21 protein-coding genes are annotated in these 22,048 nt (G+C 44.5%); 6 read left to right on the top strand and 15 right to left on the bottom strand.

Features of this window, described 5'->3' with window-relative positions; translation table 11 throughout:
- Nucleotides 1-101: 101 nt before the first annotated feature.
- The 3 genes from pyrR to KPL72_RS07540 are packed head-to-tail and all read right to left on the bottom strand — an operon-like array spanning nt 102 to nt 1,697.
- On the bottom strand, nt 102-599 hold the full coding sequence (gene pyrR / locus KPL72_RS07550; RefSeq protein WP_212917492.1) for a bifunctional pyr operon transcriptional regulator/uracil phosphoribosyltransferase PyrR: 498 nt from the start codon (nt 597-599) through the stop codon (nt 102-104).
- A gap of 55 nt (nt 600-654) precedes the next feature.
- Complete coding sequence (ruvX, locus tag KPL72_RS07545; protein WP_219702355.1) at nt 655-1,125, bottom strand: Holliday junction resolvase RuvX; 471 nt, start codon at nt 1,123-1,125, stop codon at nt 655-657.
- Complete coding sequence (locus KPL72_RS07540) at nt 1,125-1,697, bottom strand: YqgE/AlgH family protein (protein WP_249411678.1); 573 nt, start codon at nt 1,695-1,697, stop codon at nt 1,125-1,127. The genes ruvX and KPL72_RS07540 overlap by 1 nt, the downstream gene beginning before the upstream one ends.
- A 304-nt stretch (nt 1,698-2,001) precedes the next feature.
- Between KPL72_RS07540 and KPL72_RS07535 the strand changes: the two genes are divergently transcribed.
- Nucleotides 2,002-2,157 carry a hypothetical protein gene (locus KPL72_RS07535; protein WP_212917490.1) on the top strand — a complete coding sequence of 52 codons (156 nt, stop codon included), beginning with the start codon at nt 2,002-2,004 and terminating at the stop codon, nt 2,155-2,157.
- Nucleotides 2,158-2,256: 99 nt separating this feature from the next.
- Nucleotides 2,257-3,102, top strand: coding sequence for a 2OG-Fe(II) oxygenase family protein (locus KPL72_RS07530; protein ID WP_212917489.1), 846 nt, complete (start codon nt 2,257-2,259; stop codon nt 3,100-3,102).
- Nucleotides 3,103-3,178: 76 nt separating this feature from the next.
- Here the strand turns inward: KPL72_RS07530 and KPL72_RS07525 are convergent, their stop codons facing one another.
- A complete protein-coding gene (locus KPL72_RS07525) occupies nt 3,179-4,132 on the bottom strand; it encodes an AEC family transporter (RefSeq protein ID WP_219702354.1) in 954 nt (317 codons plus the stop codon).
- Nucleotides 4,133-4,269: 137 nt separating this feature from the next.
- A complete protein-coding gene (locus KPL72_RS07520) occupies nt 4,270-4,986 on the bottom strand; it encodes a GntR family transcriptional regulator (RefSeq protein WP_212917487.1) in 717 nt (238 codons plus the stop codon).
- A 194-nt stretch (nt 4,987-5,180) separates the two neighbouring features.
- Between KPL72_RS07520 and KPL72_RS07515 the strand changes: the two genes are divergently transcribed.
- The 4 genes from KPL72_RS07515 (at nt 5,181) to KPL72_RS07500 (ending at nt 9,902) form a co-directional block, all read left to right on the top strand.
- Nucleotides 5,181-6,215 (top strand): TRAP transporter substrate-binding protein, encoded by a 1,035-nt coding sequence (locus KPL72_RS07515; protein WP_212917486.1) that lies wholly within the window; start codon nt 5,181-5,183, stop codon nt 6,213-6,215.
- A 108-nt stretch (nt 6,216-6,323) separates the two neighbouring features.
- A complete protein-coding gene (locus KPL72_RS07510) occupies nt 6,324-8,402 on the top strand; it encodes a TRAP transporter large permease subunit (RefSeq protein WP_219702353.1) in 2,079 nt (692 codons plus the stop codon).
- A 15-nt stretch (nt 8,403-8,417) separates the two neighbouring features.
- Nucleotides 8,418-8,540, top strand: a complete 123-nt coding sequence (locus tag KPL72_RS07505) for a dihydroxy-acid dehydratase (protein WP_212917484.1) — start codon at nt 8,418-8,420, stop codon at nt 8,538-8,540.
- A 90-nt stretch (nt 8,541-8,630) separates the two neighbouring features.
- Nucleotides 8,631-9,902, top strand: coding sequence for a glucarate dehydratase family protein (locus tag KPL72_RS07500; protein WP_219702352.1), 1,272 nt, complete (start codon nt 8,631-8,633; stop codon nt 9,900-9,902).
- A 112-nt stretch (nt 9,903-10,014) separates the two neighbouring features.
- Here the strand turns inward: KPL72_RS07500 and KPL72_RS07495 are convergent, their stop codons facing one another.
- From KPL72_RS07495 to KPL72_RS07450, 10 genes are all read right to left on the bottom strand, one after another.
- Entirely contained in the window at nt 10,015-10,968 is a 954-nt protein-coding gene (locus tag KPL72_RS07495) for a 2-hydroxyacid dehydrogenase (RefSeq protein WP_219702351.1), read from the bottom strand.
- A gap of 22 nt (nt 10,969-10,990) precedes the next feature.
- On the bottom strand, nt 10,991-11,929 hold the full coding sequence (locus KPL72_RS07490; protein ID WP_219702350.1) for an AEC family transporter: 939 nt from the start codon (nt 11,927-11,929) through the stop codon (nt 10,991-10,993).
- An 89-nt stretch (nt 11,930-12,018) separates the two neighbouring features.
- Nucleotides 12,019-13,605, bottom strand: coding sequence for an aldehyde dehydrogenase (NADP(+)) (locus KPL72_RS07485; protein ID WP_212917480.1), 1,587 nt, complete (start codon nt 13,603-13,605; stop codon nt 12,019-12,021).
- Nucleotides 13,606-13,763: 158 nt separating this feature from the next.
- The gene (locus KPL72_RS07480) at nt 13,764-14,510 is read right to left on the bottom strand and encodes a FadR/GntR family transcriptional regulator (RefSeq protein ID WP_249411677.1); all 747 of its coding nucleotides are present in this window, start codon (nt 14,508-14,510) and stop codon (nt 13,764-13,766) included.
- 68 nt (nt 14,511-14,578) lie between these two features.
- Nucleotides 14,579-15,904: an enolase C-terminal domain-like protein gene (locus KPL72_RS07475; protein WP_212917478.1), complete on the bottom strand. Its 1,326-nt coding sequence runs from the start codon at nt 15,902-15,904 to the stop codon at nt 14,579-14,581.
- Between the two features lie 67 nt (nt 15,905-15,971).
- Complete coding sequence (locus KPL72_RS07470; RefSeq protein WP_212917477.1) at nt 15,972-16,883, bottom strand: 5-dehydro-4-deoxyglucarate dehydratase; 912 nt, start codon at nt 16,881-16,883, stop codon at nt 15,972-15,974.
- Between the two features lie 127 nt (nt 16,884-17,010).
- Nucleotides 17,011-18,582, bottom strand: coding sequence for a galactarate dehydratase (gene garD / locus KPL72_RS07465; protein WP_219702349.1), 1,572 nt, complete (start codon nt 18,580-18,582; stop codon nt 17,011-17,013).
- A 3-nt stretch (nt 18,583-18,585) separates the two neighbouring features.
- Nucleotides 18,586-20,088, bottom strand: coding sequence for a tripartite tricarboxylate transporter permease (locus tag KPL72_RS07460; protein WP_212917475.1), 1,503 nt, complete (start codon nt 20,086-20,088; stop codon nt 18,586-18,588).
- Between the two features lie 18 nt (nt 20,089-20,106).
- Nucleotides 20,107-20,544: a tripartite tricarboxylate transporter TctB family protein gene (locus tag KPL72_RS07455; protein ID WP_212917474.1), complete on the bottom strand. Its 438-nt coding sequence runs from the start codon at nt 20,542-20,544 to the stop codon at nt 20,107-20,109.
- Between the two features lie 169 nt (nt 20,545-20,713).
- Nucleotides 20,714-21,769, bottom strand: coding sequence for an ABC transporter substrate-binding protein (locus KPL72_RS07450; protein WP_219702348.1), 1,056 nt, complete (start codon nt 21,767-21,769; stop codon nt 20,714-20,716).
- Nucleotides 21,770-22,048: the final 279 nt, after the last annotated feature.

Raw genomic sequence — 22,048 nt, 5'->3', positions numbered from 1 at the left:
TTTTTGGTGAGATCTGATTCTTCTAACCGCTGTATCGTCAATCTTATCCATACGTTAATTGTCGTACGTGTTCGACAAAAAATAAAGCTTTGTTATGCATATTAATGGGTATCAATCACAGAAACATTCAGTGGTTTCGGCCCTGTTAGCTTAACCCTTTGGTCAGTATTAAGTGTTAAGCACTCACCAACGATATCTGCTGCAATAGGTAACTCATGCTGACCAAGGTCGTAAAGGATTGCCAAGGTGATACTGGCAGGTCGACCGAAATCAAATATTTCATTCATTGCCGCGCGAATGGTACGGCCAGACATCAACACATCGTCCACTAAGATCACGTGGCGATCTTCAATCGCAGGCAACAAAGTTTGATTTACCTTGGGGTTCAAGCCAGCTTTGGTAAAATCATCACGATAAAAAGTGATATCTAACGTCGCCAAAGGCTCTGTCGTTGGCACGGCTTCCATTAAGCGTTCTGCAACCCAAACACCACCCGTATGAATCCCCACGACAATGGCATCCTCGATATTATTCTTTTCACAGTACTCCGCCAGTTGCGTTTTCATGGACGCTAGAGAATGCTCTAAATCTAACTTCATTATTTCTCAAACCTTGTTCTTAAATTCAAAATAAACACCGATCAGCAAGTGATTCTTAATAAGACTCTGCAAACCAAGTCTCTAAAATCATTTGAGCGGCCAAACCATCTACCGAATTCTCTTTAAAATTACGATTGCCGCCACGCGCAATCACCTTTCCTTTGGCTTCATAAGAAGATAATCGTTCGTCCATCATATGGTAAGGAAGGTTAAAACGTCCATGCAATCGTTTGGCAAATTTACGTGCACGTTGACACATCTCATTTTCTGAACCGTCCATATCAAGTGGCAAGCCCACGACAAAGGCGTCTGGCTTCCATTCTTCTACAATACGCGTAATTTCATCCCAATTAGGAATGCCTTCTTTGGCTTTGAGTGGGTCAAGCGGCTGAGCAGTGCCAGTAATACTCTGACCAATAGCAACGCCAATACGTGTGGTACCAAAGTCAAAGCCCAATACTGAGCGAACAGTATTGGGCTTCTGGTTATCGTCTAACGATGTTCCTGTAGAGATTGACTCTGTCATTAACCATGTCCTATATCCGGTGAAAGTCTTGTCATATCAATTCCCAACACGCGCGTCGCGGCGGTAAACTGCATATCACTTGGTGTGTGAAATAATACGTCTAAATCCGCCTCACATACCAGCCAATCATTATTCGCAATCTCGGTTTCCAGCTGTCCAGCATCCCAACCTGCACAACCTAAGGTAATACGAAAGGCCTCGGGCCCATTGCCTTGTGCAATATCTTCCAACGCTTCCAAAGAAGCCGACAGAGACACTTCATCAGTCACGCGTAAAGTATTACTCCAAACTTTATCCGTTGTGTGCAAAATAAAGCCACGCTCTGCTTCCACTGGGCCACCCGTGTATATTGGCTCAGAGGTTAAACGTGGGCTGTGAATTTGAATTCCAAGGTGATCCGCCAATTCTGTAAAATCAACATTTGAGGGACGATTGATAATAATCCCCATGGCACCCGCTTTGGTATGTTCACAAAGATAAATAACAGTATGTTCAAAATGTGGGTCGTCTAGGTGTGGCATAGAAATTAAAAAGTGATTTTTAAACGAATCGAAAAATGCATTCATAGTCATGAGCCCTCTTTAATTGATGACAGCGCAAGGATCGCGCTAGTTACTAAAACCTAAGAAGTACCTGAACTTAAGATAAAACTCGCCAATTAAGACGAGATATAGATATAGATATAGAGAAGAGCAAAAGAAGACGGCAAATAAAAACAACCGACTCATGCAGTATAGGACAAACAGAGCGTTTGCCTACCCCAAAACTACAAATTATTACCGAATCCCTTCAAAACTCACATTTCAAGCAGTAAACTATCACTCTTAATCCTTAAAGCAGGGTTAAAATTCCTATTTTCGCACTTAGGAGACCTACGTGCCCTTAACTTCATCACAGAATGCCCAAATACAATCAGCTCACGCTGAGATGTTTGATCGCCTGCATGGGATGAGTCTGGCGCAATGGATTCAACACTATCAAGCCGAAACCGTCGATCTGCGCTACTTTTTCCATAGTGGCTGGTCTTCTTAGACTTCCAAGTATTGTCATTAAAAACCAACAGCATCATATATAAGGTGCTTATTTAACCTGTTAAGACAACACCGCCAGTTATTGGCATAGGAAGAAAAAATGCAACTACAAGCCGTTGACTACACAAGCCCAACTGCCGCAGAAGACTTTGTAAAATCCCTGCGTGAAACAGGATTTGGCGTACTTAAAAATCATCCAATCAAAAAAGAGCTAGTGAGCGCTATCTATACAGATTGGCAGGAATTCTTTTCGGACGAGAGCAAATACGACTATCGCTATAATGTCGGTCCTCAAGATGGTTACTTCTCACCAAAAGTCGCGGAAACCGCCAAAGGTCTTACCAAACGCGATATTAAAGAATACTTCCATTACTATCCTTGGGGACAATGCCCTGAAAAGCAAAAGCCGCTTTTAGCACAATACTATGGCGAAGCGACAAGCTTAGCTGAAGAATTATTAGCGTGGGTAGAAGCGCACTCTCCAGCAGACGTGGCGAAACATTACTCGCAATCACTTTCTAGCATGGTAGAAAACAGCCAGCAGACTTTACTGCGTATCTTGCATTATCCACCGCTAAAAGGTGACGAAGAGCTTGGAGCGATTCGCGCTGGCGCACATGAAGACATTAACCTATTGACAATACTGCCTTCTGCGAATGAACCTGGTTTACAGGTGAAAGCGAAAGATGGCACGTGGATGGATGTACCTTGTGACTTTGGTACCTTGATCGTTAATATCGGCGACATGTTACAAGAAGCATCTGGTGGCTATTTCCCATCGACCTCCCATCGCGTAATTAATCCTGAAGGTGCTGACAAAACCAAGTCACGCATTTCTCTGCCATTGTTCCTTCATCCAAAACCTGAAGTAGTATTGTCTGAACGTCATACAGCAAAAAGCTATCTACATGAGCGCTTGGTAGAATTAGGTGTTTTACCAGCCTAATTCTGATAAAACAACAATACAAAAAAGCCGCTGCTCATCTTGATATGAGCAGCGGCTTTTTATTTGTATGTAACCTTTAACCGCCCGTTGCCCAAATAATTGCAGGAATCCCCACCACAATCACAACGGAAGAAACTAACGTCGTTGTGGCAATGGCATTTGCTGTAGACTTTCCATCATCACCTTTTGCAACCGCAGTAACGTAAGCTGATGCCGCCGTTGGCGCTGCTAAAAAAATAAACAAGAACAACAATTCCTTTTGGTTAAAACCTAGCAAATAACCCAAAGCCGTAAACAAAATAGGGCTTAATGCAACTTTACTTAACAGCGCCATAGGAAAATGTTTTGGCAAAGTAAATCCACTGGTGACTAAGGAGCCACCAATACAAATCAATGCCAACGGCAAAGACAAACCACCAATTAAAGAACCAGTTTTAACCACAAAGACAGGCAGTTTCAAGCCTATAATATTTGCTACCACGCCAAGCACAATACTCAGTATCAAAGGATTCTTCAGCAAACTTTTTAATACTGGAACCAGCTGCAATTTGCCGTGGCTGTAACGGGTTAAAATAACTTCCGCTAAAATATTAAACAAGAAAACGCTCAAGCCAGACATCACACCACCAAGCGCTACGCCTTCTTGACCAAACATGTTCACAACTAACGCAACACTAAATATCCCGCAATTACCACGAAAGGCAATCTGGACAAAAACGCCTCGCTGTCGTTCAGGAACGTCTAATTTAACGGCTATAAACCAAGCAAACAAAAACGTTAACGTAATCGCGGCAAGAAAATACGCCGCTAAGTTAGCACTAATAAGCCCACTTAAATTATTTCCCAGCATGCCGAAGAAAAATAAAGCGGGCATGGATACCTGAAAGACAAATCGCGAACTAATTAAAATGAAACCGTCATTTATTAGCTGAATTCTGCGTAGGAATGCGCCCATCGCGATCATTAATAGTACTGGCGCGGCCACATCTAAAATCACGCTTTGCGTTTCTAACAACATAGACTCCTTCAAAAAACACTCTACTCCTTGATGAACATAGAGTCTTTCGTCAAAAAATAGAAAGGTGTATTTTACACAAATTTTCCATCAACTAGTTGAGTCGACACACAAAACATTTTTATATTGAACATAAAAAATCAGCATAACATTTAGCAAAAATACTCAGGAAATTCCTCCTGCAAAATACGAACTCGTGAAATAGTACCCGCCAAATGGTCACGCATCGCCTCAAAGGCTTTATCTTGTGAGCCACTCGCTATCGCATCAATAATCGCCGTATGTCCAGCAAGAACACTGCGGATTTTCCCCTCAGAAGGCAAATGCAAGCGTCGCACACGATCCATATGACCAGATCTTGAACGTACCAATTTATACAAAGGCTCATGCCCTATTGCCTTAAACATTGAGCGATGAAATAGCTCATCCAGTTTAGCAAACATAATGATGTCATCACTTTCTGCTGTAGAAACCTGCTCCTGCATTGCAACAATTTCTCGCAGCTGAGACACAATTCCCTCATTTGGAATCTGCGTTAACTGTCGTACTACTTCAAACTCCAGCGCCTCTCGAAGAAAGTGACTCTGCTCTAATTGTTTTATATCTATATAAGATACTTCGGTACCTGACTGAGGCTTAACATTCACCAAACCTACTTGTTCAAACCGCAATAACGCTTCTCTGACCGGTGTTTGACTGACTTTATACTCACTACATAGTTCACCACGAACAAGCTGTGATCCTGGCGGAAGCTCCAAACTTACAATACGACGCAATAGATCATCATACACACGATCAACAGCAGTACGAGGCAAGTCATTACTCTGCTCTAAATAATTTTTAATCAAATAATTATTCTTCTGATTCATAAGATTGAAGCCATATTTTGCCTTAAATAGTTAAGTCATTATCTCAGAGCCGTTTGCAGCACGAAAGAAAAAAGACTTGCGCATTGAAATTAATATATTAGTATATGAATGACAAAACCAACTAATATATTAGTATATAAGAAACCATAAAAGAGCAATTCCTAACAATAAATCTAAAAATCAGGAGAAAAACAATGCCCCTCACATCCATACCTAAAACTCTCACAGCAACGCTACTTACAGCAGGGTTAGCCTTTTCGGTTGCACCAACCTACGCTGAAACACTCAAGGTCCAAACCAGCTTTAATGCGTCACACATCAGTTTGACTCGCTTAAATCAAATATGGATACCTAAACTAAAAGAAATGACTGGAGGCGACCTGCAAATAGAATTGCTACCTATTGGCTCTGTCGTTTCACATAAAGAAACGCCTGTGGCGGTTTCTATGGGAATCTTGGATGGCGATTTAACAGCAACCAGCTATTTTGCAGGCAAAGACCCCGCTTATGCCTTGATGGGTGACTTAATTGCAGGCTATGACAATCCAGCCCAAATTGAAGAGTTTTGCATGCAAGGCGGCGGTAAAGAGCTGCTACAAAAAATGTACAACAAATACGACCCCGGCGTTCATGTCATTGGCTGTAGCTCTGAAAAACGCGAAGCCTTCGTATCAAAAGTACCGGTTCGTGGGGTCGCTGATATGAAGGGGCTGAAAGTTCGCTCTCCCGAAGGCCTCGCTGCAGATGTGTTTCGTCGTGCGGGTGCAGCGCCCGTATCTCTACCTGGCTCAGAGGTATACACCGCTCTAGAGAAAAATGTGATTGATGCCGCCGATTCCTCGGCTTACGCAAACAATGATGCCAGCGGCATGCACAAGGTCGCCAAATTTCCAATTTATCCAGGTATTCACTCAATGCCTTTTATGCAATTCACCATCAACGAAGCAACCTGGAACAAAATCGATAAAGAAGACCAAGCAGCTCTAACAGAATGGTTCTTGAGTGCCTACGCGGACCTACGCACCTACCTAGATGCTAAAGACAAAGAACTGGTCGCACGCGACAAAGCCAAAGGCGACATTACCGTCATCGACTGGCCTCAATCCGAGCGTGACGATTTCCGTAAGATAGCAAAAGAAGCATGGGAAGCCTTTGGTAGTGCCTCACCTCTGGCAACAGAAGTGTACAAAGCACACGTTAAATTCATGACCGAAAAAGGCCTACTCTAGCCCAAGAGTGATTTACCACTAGCGACGGCTGGGCATTGTCCCTCCGTCGCACCTTCCACATAAAAATAAGCCTCCCCATGCAGTAGGCTGATAGATCAGGTGAACACTATGTCCAAAACTCAAAGCCTCAACGCTGATGACATTGTCGAAATTGCCGACGACAACCCGATTGAGCATGCGCAGCAGCATGAAGAATTCAAATACACCCCCATAGATCACTTTAGCCACTTTTCTGGCATTGGGGTTTCGCTGCTTTACCTTGTTGCAGCCGGTGCCACCTTATGGGAAGTTGTTGCCCGCTATATGTTTAATTCGCCAACACAATGGGCATTTGAAGTGGTGATGGTGCTGTGCGCCGCAACTTGGATGCTTTCTGCGGGCTACATTACCCTAAAGCAACGCCATATAGGCATTACGGTGATTCATAATATTGTCTCCCCGAAAGCTCAATGGCGTCTTGATCTATTTGCATCCAGCATTGGTATTGTTGCGCTATTTCTGTTGCTATCCGATGCTTCTATGCGCGCCTACATGGCGATTGATCATATAGAACGCACTGGTAGTGCGTTTAATTCCCCCATGCCGATGCTATTAAAAACCTTACTCATGCTGGGTGGATTCATGTACCTCGCTCAGCTAACCGTTAACCTTTGGCGTCACGTAAACAGCAGATGGGCTAAGGCAGCTGTGAAACTAGTCGGTCTGTTTATGGCGCTATACTTTATCAATGGTGTACTGGCTTATATTTCTGGACCAGGCTCGATTTTCGATGGCGTGAGTGGTTACTTCTCAGCGGTAGGCCAAAGCCTAGACCCAAGCGCTGCACTGGACATGCGCTCATACAGTTTAGGGGTAATATCCTTAATTATGGTCGCGATGCTGGTGTCTTTGATGATGACAGGTATGCCGCTAGGTATCGTAACCTTGATAGTCTCTGTCGTCATGGCGATTGCCTTCTTTGGCCCTCGGGGCTTATATCTAGTATCCGCCAACACCGCAACATTACTTGATCACTACACTCTGATTGCCATTCCATTCTTCGTATTAATGGCAACGATTCTTGAAAAGTCTGGTATCGCAGAAGATTTGTTTGATGCCATGTCAGTATTCGCTGGCAATCTACGCGGTGGCGTGGCAGTACAGACCGTGGTTGTGGCGGTTATTCTCGCAGCCATGTCCGGTGTGATGGGCGGCGAAATTGTGATGCTTGGCCTAGTCGCCTTGCCGCAAATGCTACGCTTAGGCTATGACCGAAAAATGACCATTGGCCTAATTTGTGCTGCAGGCGCCTTGGCTACCCTGATCCCACCTTCGATCATCATGATCGTTTACGGTCTATCTGCTGAAGTCGCCATTGGCGATCTGTTTATGGCAGGGGCTGTACCTGGACTAATGCTGGCTGTCTTCTATGCATTGTATGTTCTGATTCGTGTGCACATTAACCCTAAATTAGCGCCAACGGCGAAAGAAGTGGCCGAGCTAACAGGCGAAGAGCGCAAGCTATCAAAATCTCGTATGAGCGCAGTATTCTTGAGCATTATGCTAATCGGCTGTGTAATGGGGTCCATCTATGGTGGTATTGCTTCGGTCACCGAAGCGGCGGCAGTGGGTGCCTTGGGTGCCATGATTGTTTCTGCAGTACGTCATGAATTTAAATGGTCCATGCTGAAAGCTTCTTTAGTTGGTTCTATGGCCACTGTGGGCACCATCATTTGGTTGGTACTGGGGTCCGTATCTTTTGTCGGTATCTTCAATCTAATCGGTGGCGCGGACTTTATGCGCTCACTGTTTATGAACCTTGGCATTCCAGCCATTGGCGTGATCTTGGTAATGATGCTGATTTTGGTGATTTTAGGTACCTTTATGGAATGGATCGCCATCGTTCTAATTACGGTTCCTGTTTTTGCCCCCGTCGTCATGACCCTAGCGCCTGAGCTTGGACTGACACCAGATCAAGCAAAAGTCTGGTTTGGTATTCTGTTTGTTCTCAACATTCAGATTTACTTCTTATCACCACCGTTTGGTCCAGCCTGCTTCTGGCTCAAATCAGTCGCACCAAAAGACATATCTCTGCAAGAAATCTTCATCTCTGTGTTGCCATTTATCGGCTTGCAAATTGTCGGGTTGATTCTGGTAATGAGCTTCCCTCAAATCGCCCTTTGGCTTCCCGAAGCGCTCGGAAATTAACCTAGGAGAATATTTATGATTGGTCACGATAATCAGTCTGAAATTGACCGTTATGGCGTTGCGCCTTGGATTGCGGGGGGCGTTGTTGCCGCCATCCTAATCGTTTGTATGTTTGCTCTCGCCGCAGGTTTTGCCTAGCACTGTAGGATATTAACCATTTACATTTTTAACCTTCTTATTGATGGCAAAAGCCATCGATAAGACTCCATTTTCTCAGGAGATAACCGTATGTCACGTATAAAACAAATTGAAATTACACCTATTGCGTTCCGCGATCCTCCACTACTCAATGTTTATGGCGTTCATGAAGCATGGGCCTTGCGCACCATTATTGAAATAAAAACCGAAGACGGTAATTACGGTTTAGGCGAAAGTTATGGTGACGAACAAACCATCAGTCAATTGCGCCAAGTCGCGCCACATCTAGTGGGCATGGATGTTTTCAATGTCAATGCGATCCGTAACAAAATTGAATCCGTTGTCACTCTACCCGATCCAAATTCAGGGCTAGACATCGCCCCAGGTACATTGGGCGCAACCACAGTGCCGCGTATTTTCTCAGCCTTCGAAGTCGCTTGCTTAGACCTGATGGGCAAGATTACAGGCCGTCCTGTGTGTGATTTATTAGGCGGCAAAGTACGCAATGAAGTCGCCTACAGTGCATATTTATTCTACAAGTTTGAACGCCATGGCTTTACCGAAGATCCATGGGTAGATACGTGGGGGGAAGCAGTAACGCCAGAGCAAATCGTTGCGCAAGCGAAGAAAATGATTGATCAATACGGCTTCCAATCGATCAAACTCAAAGCGGGTGTGTTCGAGCCAGAAAAAGAGATTGAAGCTCTAGAAGCACTACGCGAGGCCTTCCCAGATGTACCGCTGCGTATTGATCCCAATGGTGGTTGGACGGTTGAAACCACCAAGCGCTTATTAGACAAATTTGGCAATGGACTACTGCAATATTTAGAAGACCCTGCCCACGGCCAAGAAGCCATGGGACAAGTAAGCGCCATGACCGACATTCCATTAGCGACCAATATGTATGTCATTGGCTTTTTTGACATTCCAAAGGCCATCGAGCTGGATTCGGTACAAGTTATTTTGTCTGATCACCATTACTGGGGCGGCCTAAGAGCCACACAAGAATTGGCACAGTTGTGCAAAACATGGGACATCGGCCTATCAATGCACTCCAACTCTCACTTAGGCATCAGCTTAATGGCCATGACTCATGCCGCCGCAGCGATTGATAATCTAACGTACGCCTGCGACACACACTACCCTTGGCAAGAAGAGGAAGTGATTGTCGGCGGCAAGATCCCATTCAAAAATGGCGCAGTCGTGGTCCCTGAGAAACCGGGCTTAGGTGTGGAATTGGATAGAGACGCCTTAGCTGTGTTAGCCAAAAACTACGAAAACTGTGGCATTCGTGCTCGTAATGACGTTGCGGAAATGCGCAAGTACCAACCAGACTGGAAAGGGACCGTACCACGCTTCTAAGAGGTTTGATCCTTTAATGCCTTGCCGACTTAAAGGAGCAATGTTCAGGCAAAGTTGTGCTCTAGCTTGCTCGAATTTCTTAATGGAAATTCGAGCTTTTTTATCTAGAAAATCAAAGAATAACGGGCGTAAGCAGTGGTTTACCTGCAAAGTGCGCAGCGAGATTATCCACTACCAATTGTGCCATGGCAGCACGCGTTTCATAAGTGCCGCTAGCACAGTGAGGCTGTAAGACCACGTGATCCATAGACAGTAACGCCTGTGGTACATTCGGTTCGTCGACAAAGACATCTAAACCTGCACCTTTGATCGCACGTTGTTCGAGCAACTCTACTAACGCTTGTTCATCAACGACGGAACCACGCGAAACGTTGATAAAGTAGCTGTCCTCACCTAATGCGCTCAGAACTTCTCGGCTAATTAAGCCTTCTGTGGCGGGGCCACCGGGAATGACAGGTGCCAGCACATCCACGTCTTTTGCCAAGGCAACTAGGTCGTCGTAATGACGATAATCGACATCTGTTTTGGCTTGGCGACTGAAGTAGCTGACGTTCATACCAAACGCTTCTGCACGGGCTGCGATAGCCTTGCCAATTCGTCCTAAGCCGACAATACCAAGAGTCTTGCCTTTCAGGGAGGTATTCAATGGCATCATGCCCTTCTCGACCCAGTGACCACTCTGAATCCAATCCACTGCAGGCAACATGCGACGCAGAGTAGTCAATGTAAGCATCATCGCCATATCGGCCACATCATCGGTCAATACATCCGGTGTGTTTGTAACAGGAATGCCGCGCTTGTGGCAGGCTTCCACACAGATGGTATCCAGACCCACACTGGATGAACAGACGATTTCCAAATTCGGCAATTGCGCTAATAAGGTTTCGTCAAATCCGCCCCCGTGAGTGGTTGCCACCGCACGTATCTTGTCACCAACAGCACCGATCATGGCGGCTTTTTCTTCTGCTGAGGCCTGATCGTAACGGTGCAGTTCATAAGTGTCTGCCAGCATTTGCATTTGTTCTGGGCGGTTTGGCCAAACGACCAATACGTCAATTTTACTCATGTAATGATTTCCTTATGTCCGTTTAAAGTATCGCCAACAGCAATGGTGCGATAAATACGATCACCACTGAGCCGACTAAGGTGGATGTGGCAATGGCATTCGCGGTCACTTTGCCGTCACTGCCGTGCGCCACAGAAACGACGTAGGCTGACGCTGCGACGGGCGCACCAAAGAACAAAAATAGATACAACTGCTCGTGCTCAGAGAAACCTAATAATGCAGCCAAGCAGGTTAAAATCACTGGGCTAATAAAAACTTTAACCGCAATCGCTAATGAAATATGACGCGATAGAATAAAGCGACTAGTGGCTAATGACCCGCCAATACAAAGCAAAGCTAAGGGCAAGGTCACACTGCCTAAATACTTACCTGTGGTCACTACCTGACTCGGAATCGGCAAGCCGATCAGATTCACGATAATGCCTGCCACAACACCAACAATCATCGGATTGCGCGCGATTGTGCCAAACAATGCTTTGTGACTAATGGTGTGGTCTTTTTGATAACGCGACAACGCAATTTCGGCCAACACATTAAACATAACAGACGTAATACTGGCCAAAACACCGCCAATTACGACGCCTTCGTCGCCAAACATGTTCACCACAAGGGCTAAACTGAAAACGCCTGTATTACCGCGGAAGGCAATTTGAATAAAGATGCCACGCTCGTATTCTGGCACCTTCGCTCTGCCCGACAACCACCATGCGAAACCGAAGGTAAGCAGTATACCTACCGCAAAAAAAAGCGGCATTTGCCATGACATCAAATTACTCGGACTCGCCCCCAGCATGCTAAAAAATAGTAACGTCGGCATGCCGACAGCAAAGACAAAGCGCGAACCAGAAGCAATGAAGCTGTCATCAATGACGCCTCGATTACGCAGAAAAGCCCCGACTACTATCAGTAATAAAACGGGGATGGACACATCCAAAATAGCCGTAAAAGCAGTCGCTTCCATCGATCTCTCCCAAATAGCACAGCAACAAATAAAAAGGGGCACCGAAGTGCCCCTTAAAATAGCGAGTATTGGAGCTTAATAAGTGCGACTTAGTTAAACTTTCCATCCACCAATTGCGGCACATTCAAAGGATTCTTATCTTGAATGGCCTCAGGGATCAATGAGCTTGGGAAGTCTTGGTAACACACTGGTCGCAAGAAACGATCAATCGCCGCACTACCAACAGACGTAGAACGGCTATCAGATGTTGCAGGGAAAGGACCACCATGAACCATGGAATGACACACTTCTACACCTGTTGGGTAGCCATTACAAAGGATACGACCGACTTTACGCTCTAACGTTGGCAATAAAGCTCGAACGGCTTCAACATCCGCATCAGACATTTGAACCGTTGCAGTCAATTGACCTTCTAAATGCTCAGCCACCACCTTGTATTCATCCAAGGTATCGCATTCGATGATCAAAGACGTTGAGCCAAATACTTCATCTTCCATTGATGCATCAGCCAAGAAAGCTTTTGCACTGGTCGCAAATACATGTGGGCAACACTGGTTTGGTTGATCGCTGTCATTACCTTTCGCCAACAGTGCCGCTGCTGAGTTGCTATTTAGCTTCTCAACACCTTCACAATACGCTTGGTAAATACCTGGTGTCAGCATGGTTTGCGTACCCAATGCCTGCACTTCGCTGGCAACCGTCGCTTTAAAGCTATCCGCTGCTTCGCCTTTCAACAGCACAACCATACCTGGGTTTGTACAGAATTGACCTGCGCCCATGGTAAGTGAACCAACAAAACCTTTCGCCACACTTTGCGCTTCAGCAGACAATTTTTCAGGCATGACAAAGACTGGGTTGATGCTACTCATTTCTGCATAAACAGGAATTGGCTCAGGACGATTTGCCGCGATATTCATTAGCGCAACACCGCCACTACGCGACCCAGTAAAGCCAACGGCTTTAATAGAAGGATGCTCAACCAAAGCACTGCCGATTTCACGACCAGAGCCATACAGTAGAGAAAACACACCAGCAGGCAGGCCGCATTTTTTAACCGCTGCCGTAATCGCACGGCCAACAAGTTCAGACGTACCAGGATGAGCAGAATGCGCTTTTACAACAACAGGACAACCTGCCGCCAATGCAGACGCTGTATCACCACCAGCAACAGAGAAAGCCAATGGGAAGTTACTTGCACCAAAGACCGCAACTGGGCCTAGAGCAATTTTTTGGAAGCGCAAATCAGAGCGAGGTAATGGCGCACGATCTGGCATAGCAGGATCAATGCGAGCATCCGTCGCTTTGCCCAAACGAACTACGCCAGCGAACAAACGTAACTGGCCCATAGTACGGCCACGCTCACCTTCGATACGCGCTTTTGGCAAACCAGATTCCGCCATAGCACGCTCTACCAAGGCATCCCCTAATGCTAGAATTTCATCAGCGACACATTCTAGGAAAGCGGCACGTTTTTCTGTACTTACAGCACGGTATTGATCAAATGCTTGCCAAGCAGCACTCACAGCTTGCTCAACTTCAGCTTTTGTTGCGCCGTTATAAGCAGGCTCAAGTGTTTCATTTGTCGCAGGATTGATTGCATAAATGGCTTTTTGCGTGCCAGTAATATCGTTACCTGCCACCAATGAAGTGCCTTTAAGAAGCCCTTTCGTATCCATGTTTCCCCCTAATTACTTATGAAAATAAGCTATGAAATATAAGCTATGAACAGCAAAAAATGCTGTAAAGAGAAAGAAGTGAACAAGATTCACTTCTAGCAACCTCTTTTCTCAGGGCTTTGCAGGATGTTGCTATGAACGAAGTCGCTACAAAGCTCTCATTCTAAATCAAACTTGTTATCGCTCTGATAACGTTCGTACAAGTGGTAAGCACGGTATAAATGATTATGCATAGCCTGTCTCGCACCTTCTCCATCTTTATTCTTAATACAATTCAGTATTTCAAGATGTTCGGTGCGAATACGATGCAAATATTCATCGGTTGCCACCTGTTTCAAGTTTGAATTAATCAATTTTGCTCTGGGGATAACGTTTTTATTAAACTGCTCATAGAACTGTTTAAGGAAGGGGTTACGAGTAGCAGTACAAATAGCCAAGTGAAAAGCGTAATCTTCTTTTCGTGCCAATTCGCCTCGACTTAATGCCTCGTCAAAATCATTAAAATGTTTTTCAAGTATGGCGACATCCTCTTCTGAGCGACGCAAAGCGGCCAGCTCACAAGCAGTTGTTTCAACACTCAAACGCATTTCTAATATATGTAGAATATCGGTAATGGCAGTAGGGTCGATCTGATAAGCAAACATAGTTTCACTAGCCTGAGCACGAAGAACGCTGGTACCAACCCCGCGTTTCGTTTCAACCAAACCAAGTGATTTAAGCTGTGTAATTGCTTCTCGGATAACGGTACGACTCACGCCAAATAGATCACATAGTGCGTTTTCTGTTGGCAGTTTATCGCCGACAGGTATATGGCCAGCGGAAATTTGTTGCTCAAGCTGTTTTGCTACATTGCTTGCCAAACTATCGCCTTTACCAACTCGCTCTATTTGTAGTGATTTAGCCACCGTTTTAACCCCATCCATATATAAATACGCCGTATATTCTAAAACCCTGAACATTACCCCAGTGCTATCTATCTAACAAGCGCTGGTTTCTTAGGATCAAACGTCCAACCCGGAATAAGGAACTGCATTGCCAAGCTATCATCACGTTGACCAAGGGTTAACGTTTTATAGAGAGCATGCGCTTCCATTAACTTTTCGCGGTCTAATTCAATACCTAAACCCGGTTTTGTCGGCACGGTAATCTTACCGTTACGGATTTTTAATGGCTCTTTTGTGACGCGTTGTCCATCTTGCCAAATCCAGTGCGTATCAATAGCGGTCACTTCGCCTGGGCAAGCTGCCGCAACATGCGTCATCATCGCCAAAGAAATATCAAAGTGATTATTACTATGGGAGCCCCATGTCATGCCCCATTCATTACAAAGCTCACCAACGGCTACAGCACCTTGCATGGTCCAGAAATGACAATCGGCCAGCGGAATATCAACAGAATCAAGACGCACTGCATTTTTCAGCTGTTTCCAGTCTGTCGCAATCATGTTCGTTGCTGTTTTCAAGCCCGTTCTACGTTTGAATTCAGACATGGTTTCACGACCAGACCAAGCGCCTTCTTGACCACAAGGGTCTTCCGCGTAACTCAACATATGTTTAACTGGTGTGAGATATTCAATGGCTTGCTCTAATGTCCAAGCGCCATTTGGATCCAAGGTTAAACGCGCATCAGGGAAAGCTTCGTACAAGGCAGCAATACATTCTGCTTCTTGATGACCATCCAACACGCCGCCTTTTAGTTTGAAATCTTTGAAACCATAACGCGCATAAGCAGCTTTCGCTAACCTAGCAATGGATTCAGGAGTGACTGCTTCTTGACCGCGAACCCGATCCCACTCATCGACTGGGTTTTCATAAGCTGGGTAAGGCAAATTTGTTTTGGTGCGATCCCCAAGGAAGAACAAATAACCTAGCGCTTCTACTTCATCGCGCTGCTTACCGTACTGTCCTAATAGATCGACCACTGGCAATCCCATATTCTGACCAGCCAAATCCAATAATGCGGATTCAATCGCGGTAATAACATGAACAGCAGTTCTTAGGTCAAAGGTTTGATTACCGCGCACATCATCCGATTTACCCGATGTGGCAAGGCGAACGTCGCTGATAATGCTTTTCCATTTACCAACGCTTTTGCCCTCCACAAGAGTTCGGCACTCTTCAAGGGTAGAAATAATTTTATCGGTTGCAGGTACTTCACCTAAGCCGATATTGCCATCGTTATCTTCTAATACGACAACGGTACGAATAAACCAAGGGGCATGTCCGCCACTTAGGTTTAATAGAAAACTATCATGACCAGCAACAGGTATAACCTGCATCTTTTTTATTGTTGTAAACATAATGCGAGTCTCTGCCTTGTAAAAAATGAGAAGGTTAGACTATCCGACCTAACCCTCTCTAAGCTCTCTAAGAGTTTTTCTTAATAATTGCTTCTAACTCCGCCACTTCACTTGCTGTTGGCATAGTAAGTGGAGCACGAACATTACCAGCACTTTGCCCCATCAAGGTTGCACCCGCTTTAATTAAGCTCACCGCGTAGCCTTTTTTGCGATCACGCAAACGGCAGAATGGGATAAAGAAATCTTTAATGATTGCCGTAACAACCGCCTGATCACCCGCACGCAACGCTTTGTAAAACTTGTTTGCCATTTCCGGCATGAAGTTAAATACGGCAGAAGAGTAGGTATTCACGCCAATAGACAAATAGGCTTCAGCGAAGATTTCAGCCGTTGGCACGCCACCGATGTAAACCAAACGATCACCGACTGTTTTAATAGTATCGTTTAATGCTGCAATGTTGCCGACGCCATCTTTCAACGCCACCATATTTGGATTCGCTGCAGCTAACGCTTTCACGCTTTCAGCTGTCAAAATACCATTACCGCGGTTGTAATAAATAAAATGCGTTTTGCTAGATGCCATGATTTGGCTAGCGTATTCCACAATGCCGTCTTCAGGACATTCTGTTAAGAAAGGAGGCATCAACAAGATACCGTCACAGCCTGCAGCATCGGCAATCGCCACAAACTTCTTCGCATCTGACACACTGCGACCAGCAGACGCAATCACTGGCACACGACCTTTTACTGTAGCAACAGATAATTCGACAATTTGGCGATAATCATCTTCATCTAGAGAGAAGAACTCCCCTGTGCCACCGGCAACAAAAATGGAAGACACACCATGTTCGATAAACGTCTCGATGCGCTGACGGAATGTCTCTGCGTTGAATTTACCATTCGCATCAAAATCCGTAACAGGAAAGGACAAAAGTCCGTCACTCAATGCTGATCTCATTTGCTCAACCGAAAAAGCCATGCTTTTTTCCTCTTTATTATATTAATAACACCTTCCTTGTTCGGAAGATCTTTGACACAACTTGTAATACATCATACAACTAAACAAGTTAATTACAAGTCAAATTTAACCTTATAACTATCTCGACTCAGGTCACAGGTGCTGGGTTAAACAATACCAAGTCGTTATGTAACCCCAGACGATCTGCCGCGACTTGCTTACGCCCACTCGCCACATCCAAAATTAGATGGAACAATTCCCAGCCAGCTTCCTCTAAGGTGATTTCCTTGGTTGCCATACGTCCAGCATCCATATCGATCAAATCATGCCAACGGTTTCCTAATGAACTATTGGTCGACACTTTAATGACAGGCGCCACTTCCAAGCCATAAGGCGTACCTCGCCCTGTTGTGAATACTTGAACATTCATCCCAGAAGCAAACTGCAAAGTACCGCAAATAAAGTCACTAGCTGGCGTCGCCGCGAAGTTCAAACCACGCTTACGAATACGCTCACCCGGGCTTAATACATCGACAATTGGACTGTTACCGGACTTGGTAATCGACCCTAATGACTTCTCTACAATGTTATTTAGGCCGCCTTTTTTATTACCTGGCGTGGTATTCGCACTGCGATCGGCTTGGCCTTGATTTAGATAATCGTCATACCACTGCATTTCACGTAACAAGGCTTTGCCTACTTCTACTGTTTCTGCTCGTGGTGTTAACAAATGAATTGCATCTCGCACTTCGGTTACTTCCGAAAACATGACAGAGCCACCCGCACGAACAATTAAATCCGAGGCATAACCCACTGCAGGATTCGCGGTAATACCTGAAAAGGCATCACTACCGCCACACTGCATACCGACGACAAGCTCAGAAATAGGACAAGGTTCGCGACGACGTAAATTTAAGCGTTTAAGATGCTCTTCAGCCATCTCCATAATATGGTCGACCATATCTTGAAAACCATGATGAGACTCGTCTTGCAAGCTCACTATGCTATCTTCAAGATGTTTCGCGGCAGCAGAGTTTGGCAAAATATTGACTGCTTGCGAGTCATCAATCTCTAACAATCGGTGCGGCTGTAACTTTTCACAGCCCAAACCGATGACCATGATTTCGCCACCGAAATTGGGATTCTTTGCCATGTTCTGCAAGGTACGAATCGGCACAATTGCTCCGGGTGCATTAATCGCTACACCACAGCCATAGGAATGATTTAGCGCAACCACACCGTCTACATTAGGGTATTTTGGCAACAAGGTTTGCTTAATCAACTTAACTACATAATCAGTAATACCTGCCACACATTGCACACTGGTACTGATACCAAGTAAGTTTTTTGTACCTGCGGAACCATCTGCATTTTTATAACCATCAAAGGTGTAACCTTCTAATGGCTCAAATTTAGGTTTCTCACGAGTGGCTAATGGCAACTCATCAAGATTCGGCGGCGTCGGCATACGTACAACTTGCTCAGACACCCAACAACCAACATCAAGATCTTTGTTCGCATAACCAATTACTTCGTTATAACGAATAATAGTTTCGTTTTCTTTGATCGCCCGCAACGTGACTTTGTGCCCCTGAGGAACCGCCTCTTTCAATACCAAGCCATTATCTAGCTCGGCACCTGCTGGCGCGCCGCCTTGATTTAGAATGATAGCGACATTGTCGTTATCATGAATTTTGATTAACACATATTGATCTGTCATGAACTAACCCTCTTTACTGATGCGCGCTTTATTCTTCTTGTGAATCAAGTAAGAGAAAAAGATAGAAAGCGCAATCAATAGCCATAGGAATAACGCAATTGGGCTCTTAGTGAAGAAAATCGTAAACTCGCCATAGGACTCTAAGCTTTTTACAAAATAGACTTCCGCCGAACTGCCCAAAATAAAACCAATCACCAAAGGCGCAACTTCGATACCAACCTTGGTCAAAACCCAACCAGCCACACCGAAAATAAACAACGTCCAAACATCAAACATAATGCCGTAGTTAATGGCATACGCACCGACACCACACATCATCACAATAATTGGATACAGAATAAATTTCGGAATCAGTACGACCTTGGAGATATGACGAATCGCAAAGAACATCACCAAAAACATCACCACGTTAGAGAACAACAATGCCGCTACCATGGAATACCAAGTGTCTAAGTTTTCACCGATAAACAAAGGCCCTACTTGCAACCCCTGCAAAGTAAAGGCACCAATCAATACCGCTGTCGTACTGTCGCCTGGAATACCCAAAGACAGCAAAGGAATCAAAGCACCACCAGTCAAACCATTGTTAGATGATTCTGATGCCACCAAACCTTCTGGCACACCTGTGCCCATTTTTTCTGGTGCTTTAGACAAGTTCTTTTGTTGTGTGTAGGCCAAAACAGACGCCGCACTACCACCAATACCGGGCAATAAACCAATAAAAGTACCAATAAATGAAGAACGAATCAGATTAGATAATTGGCCTTTGAAGACCGAGAAACGGAAAGGTTCGCCCTTGGTTAACTGCAGACGCTTTGCATAGGACTCATCTCGCGTACCCTTTTCGGCTTGCTCAATAATAGTTGCCACACCAAACAAACCTATTAGCACAGGTAACAGCGTAAAACCTGATTCTAAGTACGGCGTCATGAAGTCGAACATCAAACGGTATTCACCGTTACCACCACTAGAAACATCATAAGTGCCAATTAAGCTTAAAAACACACCTAACAAGCCACTAAACACCCCCATCAAGACATTTTTAGATAATGAAGCAATCACTGTCATTGCAAAGAAAATCAGCAAAAACTTCTCTACATAAGAAAATTTGATCGCAAAATTAGCCAAGACTGGCGCAAAGAAAAACAAGATGATCGCACTAAAAATACCGCCAAAAAGAGACGAAACGATACAAATTTTTAGTGCTCTTTCCGCTTCACCACGTTGCGCCATAGGATAGCCATCAAACGTCGTGGTAATAGAGGAAGGTGTTCCGGGGATATTCAGCAATACCGCTGGCACCAAACCACCAGAGATACCACCAACATAAAGCCCTAACAACAAGGCCAAGCCTTCATGCAAGCCTAATGAATAAGTCAATGGCAGACACACAGCGACAGCCATTGTGGCTGTCATCCCCGGAATCGCACCAAAAATAATACCAATAATTGAACCGGCAGCAGCTAATGCAAACGCCGCTGGGGAAAGTAAATCAAAAAATTCCATACACTACTCCGACGGCGCTTAAGGCAAAGAAACGCTAAAAAGGTTGTAAAGAAGAAACCAGACTAACAAAGGTGTCAGAGCCGCGTTCAGTGTGATAATGATCAGGTTTCGCCTGTCTCTTGTATGGCAATAAATCAGCGACATCAGAAACATAAAAGGAATAGAGGAAAGCAAAAAACCCATTCCCATATTGGGGATCAAACCGCCAATGAAATCCATCATAAAGAAATACACAGGCAGCAATACTAGGGTTGCAACTAACCTAAAGAAATCTGTATTAGGCTCAAAGAAGGTCCATTTACCTTGAGAAATATTACGGACAACCAACTTAAAACGTGAAACAACTACGATTAACCCCACCACCAGCAACAATGCCATGACAATGCGCGGGAAGTACCATTGAGAGGTAGTAAAATCGATAGTGACGCTGTTCAGTGAGGAAAGCCAATTTTGCATGAGGACACTCTTCTGAAAGTTAATTAACCACTAGAGCAGTTTTCTATAAACCGTCTAGTGATTAATAGATCAACATAAAGAGACCTTTTCACGATGTCACGAGCGAAGCCAAGACCAGTTTTTTAACAAAGCATTGACGAGCACAGTAATCGCACAAAGATCACCTAAATTATTTTCCGTCGATATTCTCTATAATCTCAGCATAGCTATCACGCTTCGCTTTTAGATACGTCTGAGCATCCGTCGATGTACGGAAATCAGGAATAAAGAAAGACTTCTTAAGTGTTTGAATCACTTCACCTTCTTCAAATACTTCTTTCAGCGCTTTATCTATGTAAGCAATGACTTCAGGAGAGGTTTTCTTGTTATAAATAACAAAAAACTCCTTATCAAAGGTAAAATCATTCTCTGCATCCATTGGGATTTTCACGCCCAAACCAGAAGCATACTGCAACAATTCATCACGAGATGTCTCGCCCATACCTTGAGGGTTTGCTTGAGAAAGCGTCGATGCTTTCGCTGTTAACCAAACGAAGCTCATCGCTTTTTGGTCATCAGATGGTAAACGAGTATATTGCTCGTTTGCTTGAACACTGCCATTGATGACATCAGACAAACCATCAAATAACGTCTGGTTTTTATCAGACTGGGAACCCGTATTAAGGGCAACTAGGTTGTCCTCTTTCCCTGGATAAGCCAATTTGACGGCATTTTTCATCGCGGTAAAACCGATCTCAGACACGCCACCTGGCTGTATTGCTACACGAACAGTTTTACCCTGTCCCGCTGCATTCAAAATGTCGTCCATGGTTTTGTAAGGTGAGTTCTTAGGAACGAGATAACCGTTACCTGGGTTGGTCGCTAGGGTTGGACCAATGATGAACTCTTTAAAAGGATCAACATAACCAGCTTGCTTATACAGGTTCCCCAAATACGACTGATCATGGAAAATCATGATGGTATTGCCACTAGAAACACGCTTCAGAGCTTGATATGCAGCAGAAAAGCCAACCGCATCAACTTTGATATTGGTATCCAGTTTTTTTGCTAACGCCTCAGAAACAATAGAGGCAGCTTGATAAGTATCACCACCAGTCGATTTAGAACCGATGACGACTCGGATATTGCCATGGATTGGGCTGTCTGCTGCAAAACTCGCTACTGGAGCAAGTGCACAAGACATCGCCAACAAAGCCACCTTAGATTGAAATAAGATTCTTTTCATAACCGTTTTCCCATAATTGTTTTTGTATGTAGGACGATTTGTTTTTAGTTACTGCTTTCTCAAACACAACATCATCATACATCATACAACATACTTTTCAATATGGAATTTTCTTTTTTCTCATCCCCTTAATCGACAACACATTACGCAAAAAGCCCTATAACTTACTCATAAAAGAGTAGTCAATTAAAAATACTATCGCTGAGATAGCCCAAAAAAGCCCAGACCTTAAAACAAGGGTGAAGTGACCCCATAAAGTTGGACACTTTATTAACCGGC

It is taken from the genome of Marinomonas lutimaris (genome assembly GCF_019426345.1).
Taxonomy (GTDB): Bacteria; Pseudomonadota; Gammaproteobacteria; order Pseudomonadales; family Marinomonadaceae; genus Marinomonas; species Marinomonas lutimaris.
Note: the sequence above shows the minus strand (reverse complement) of the source record. Positions and strands in the feature narration are given on the sequence as shown.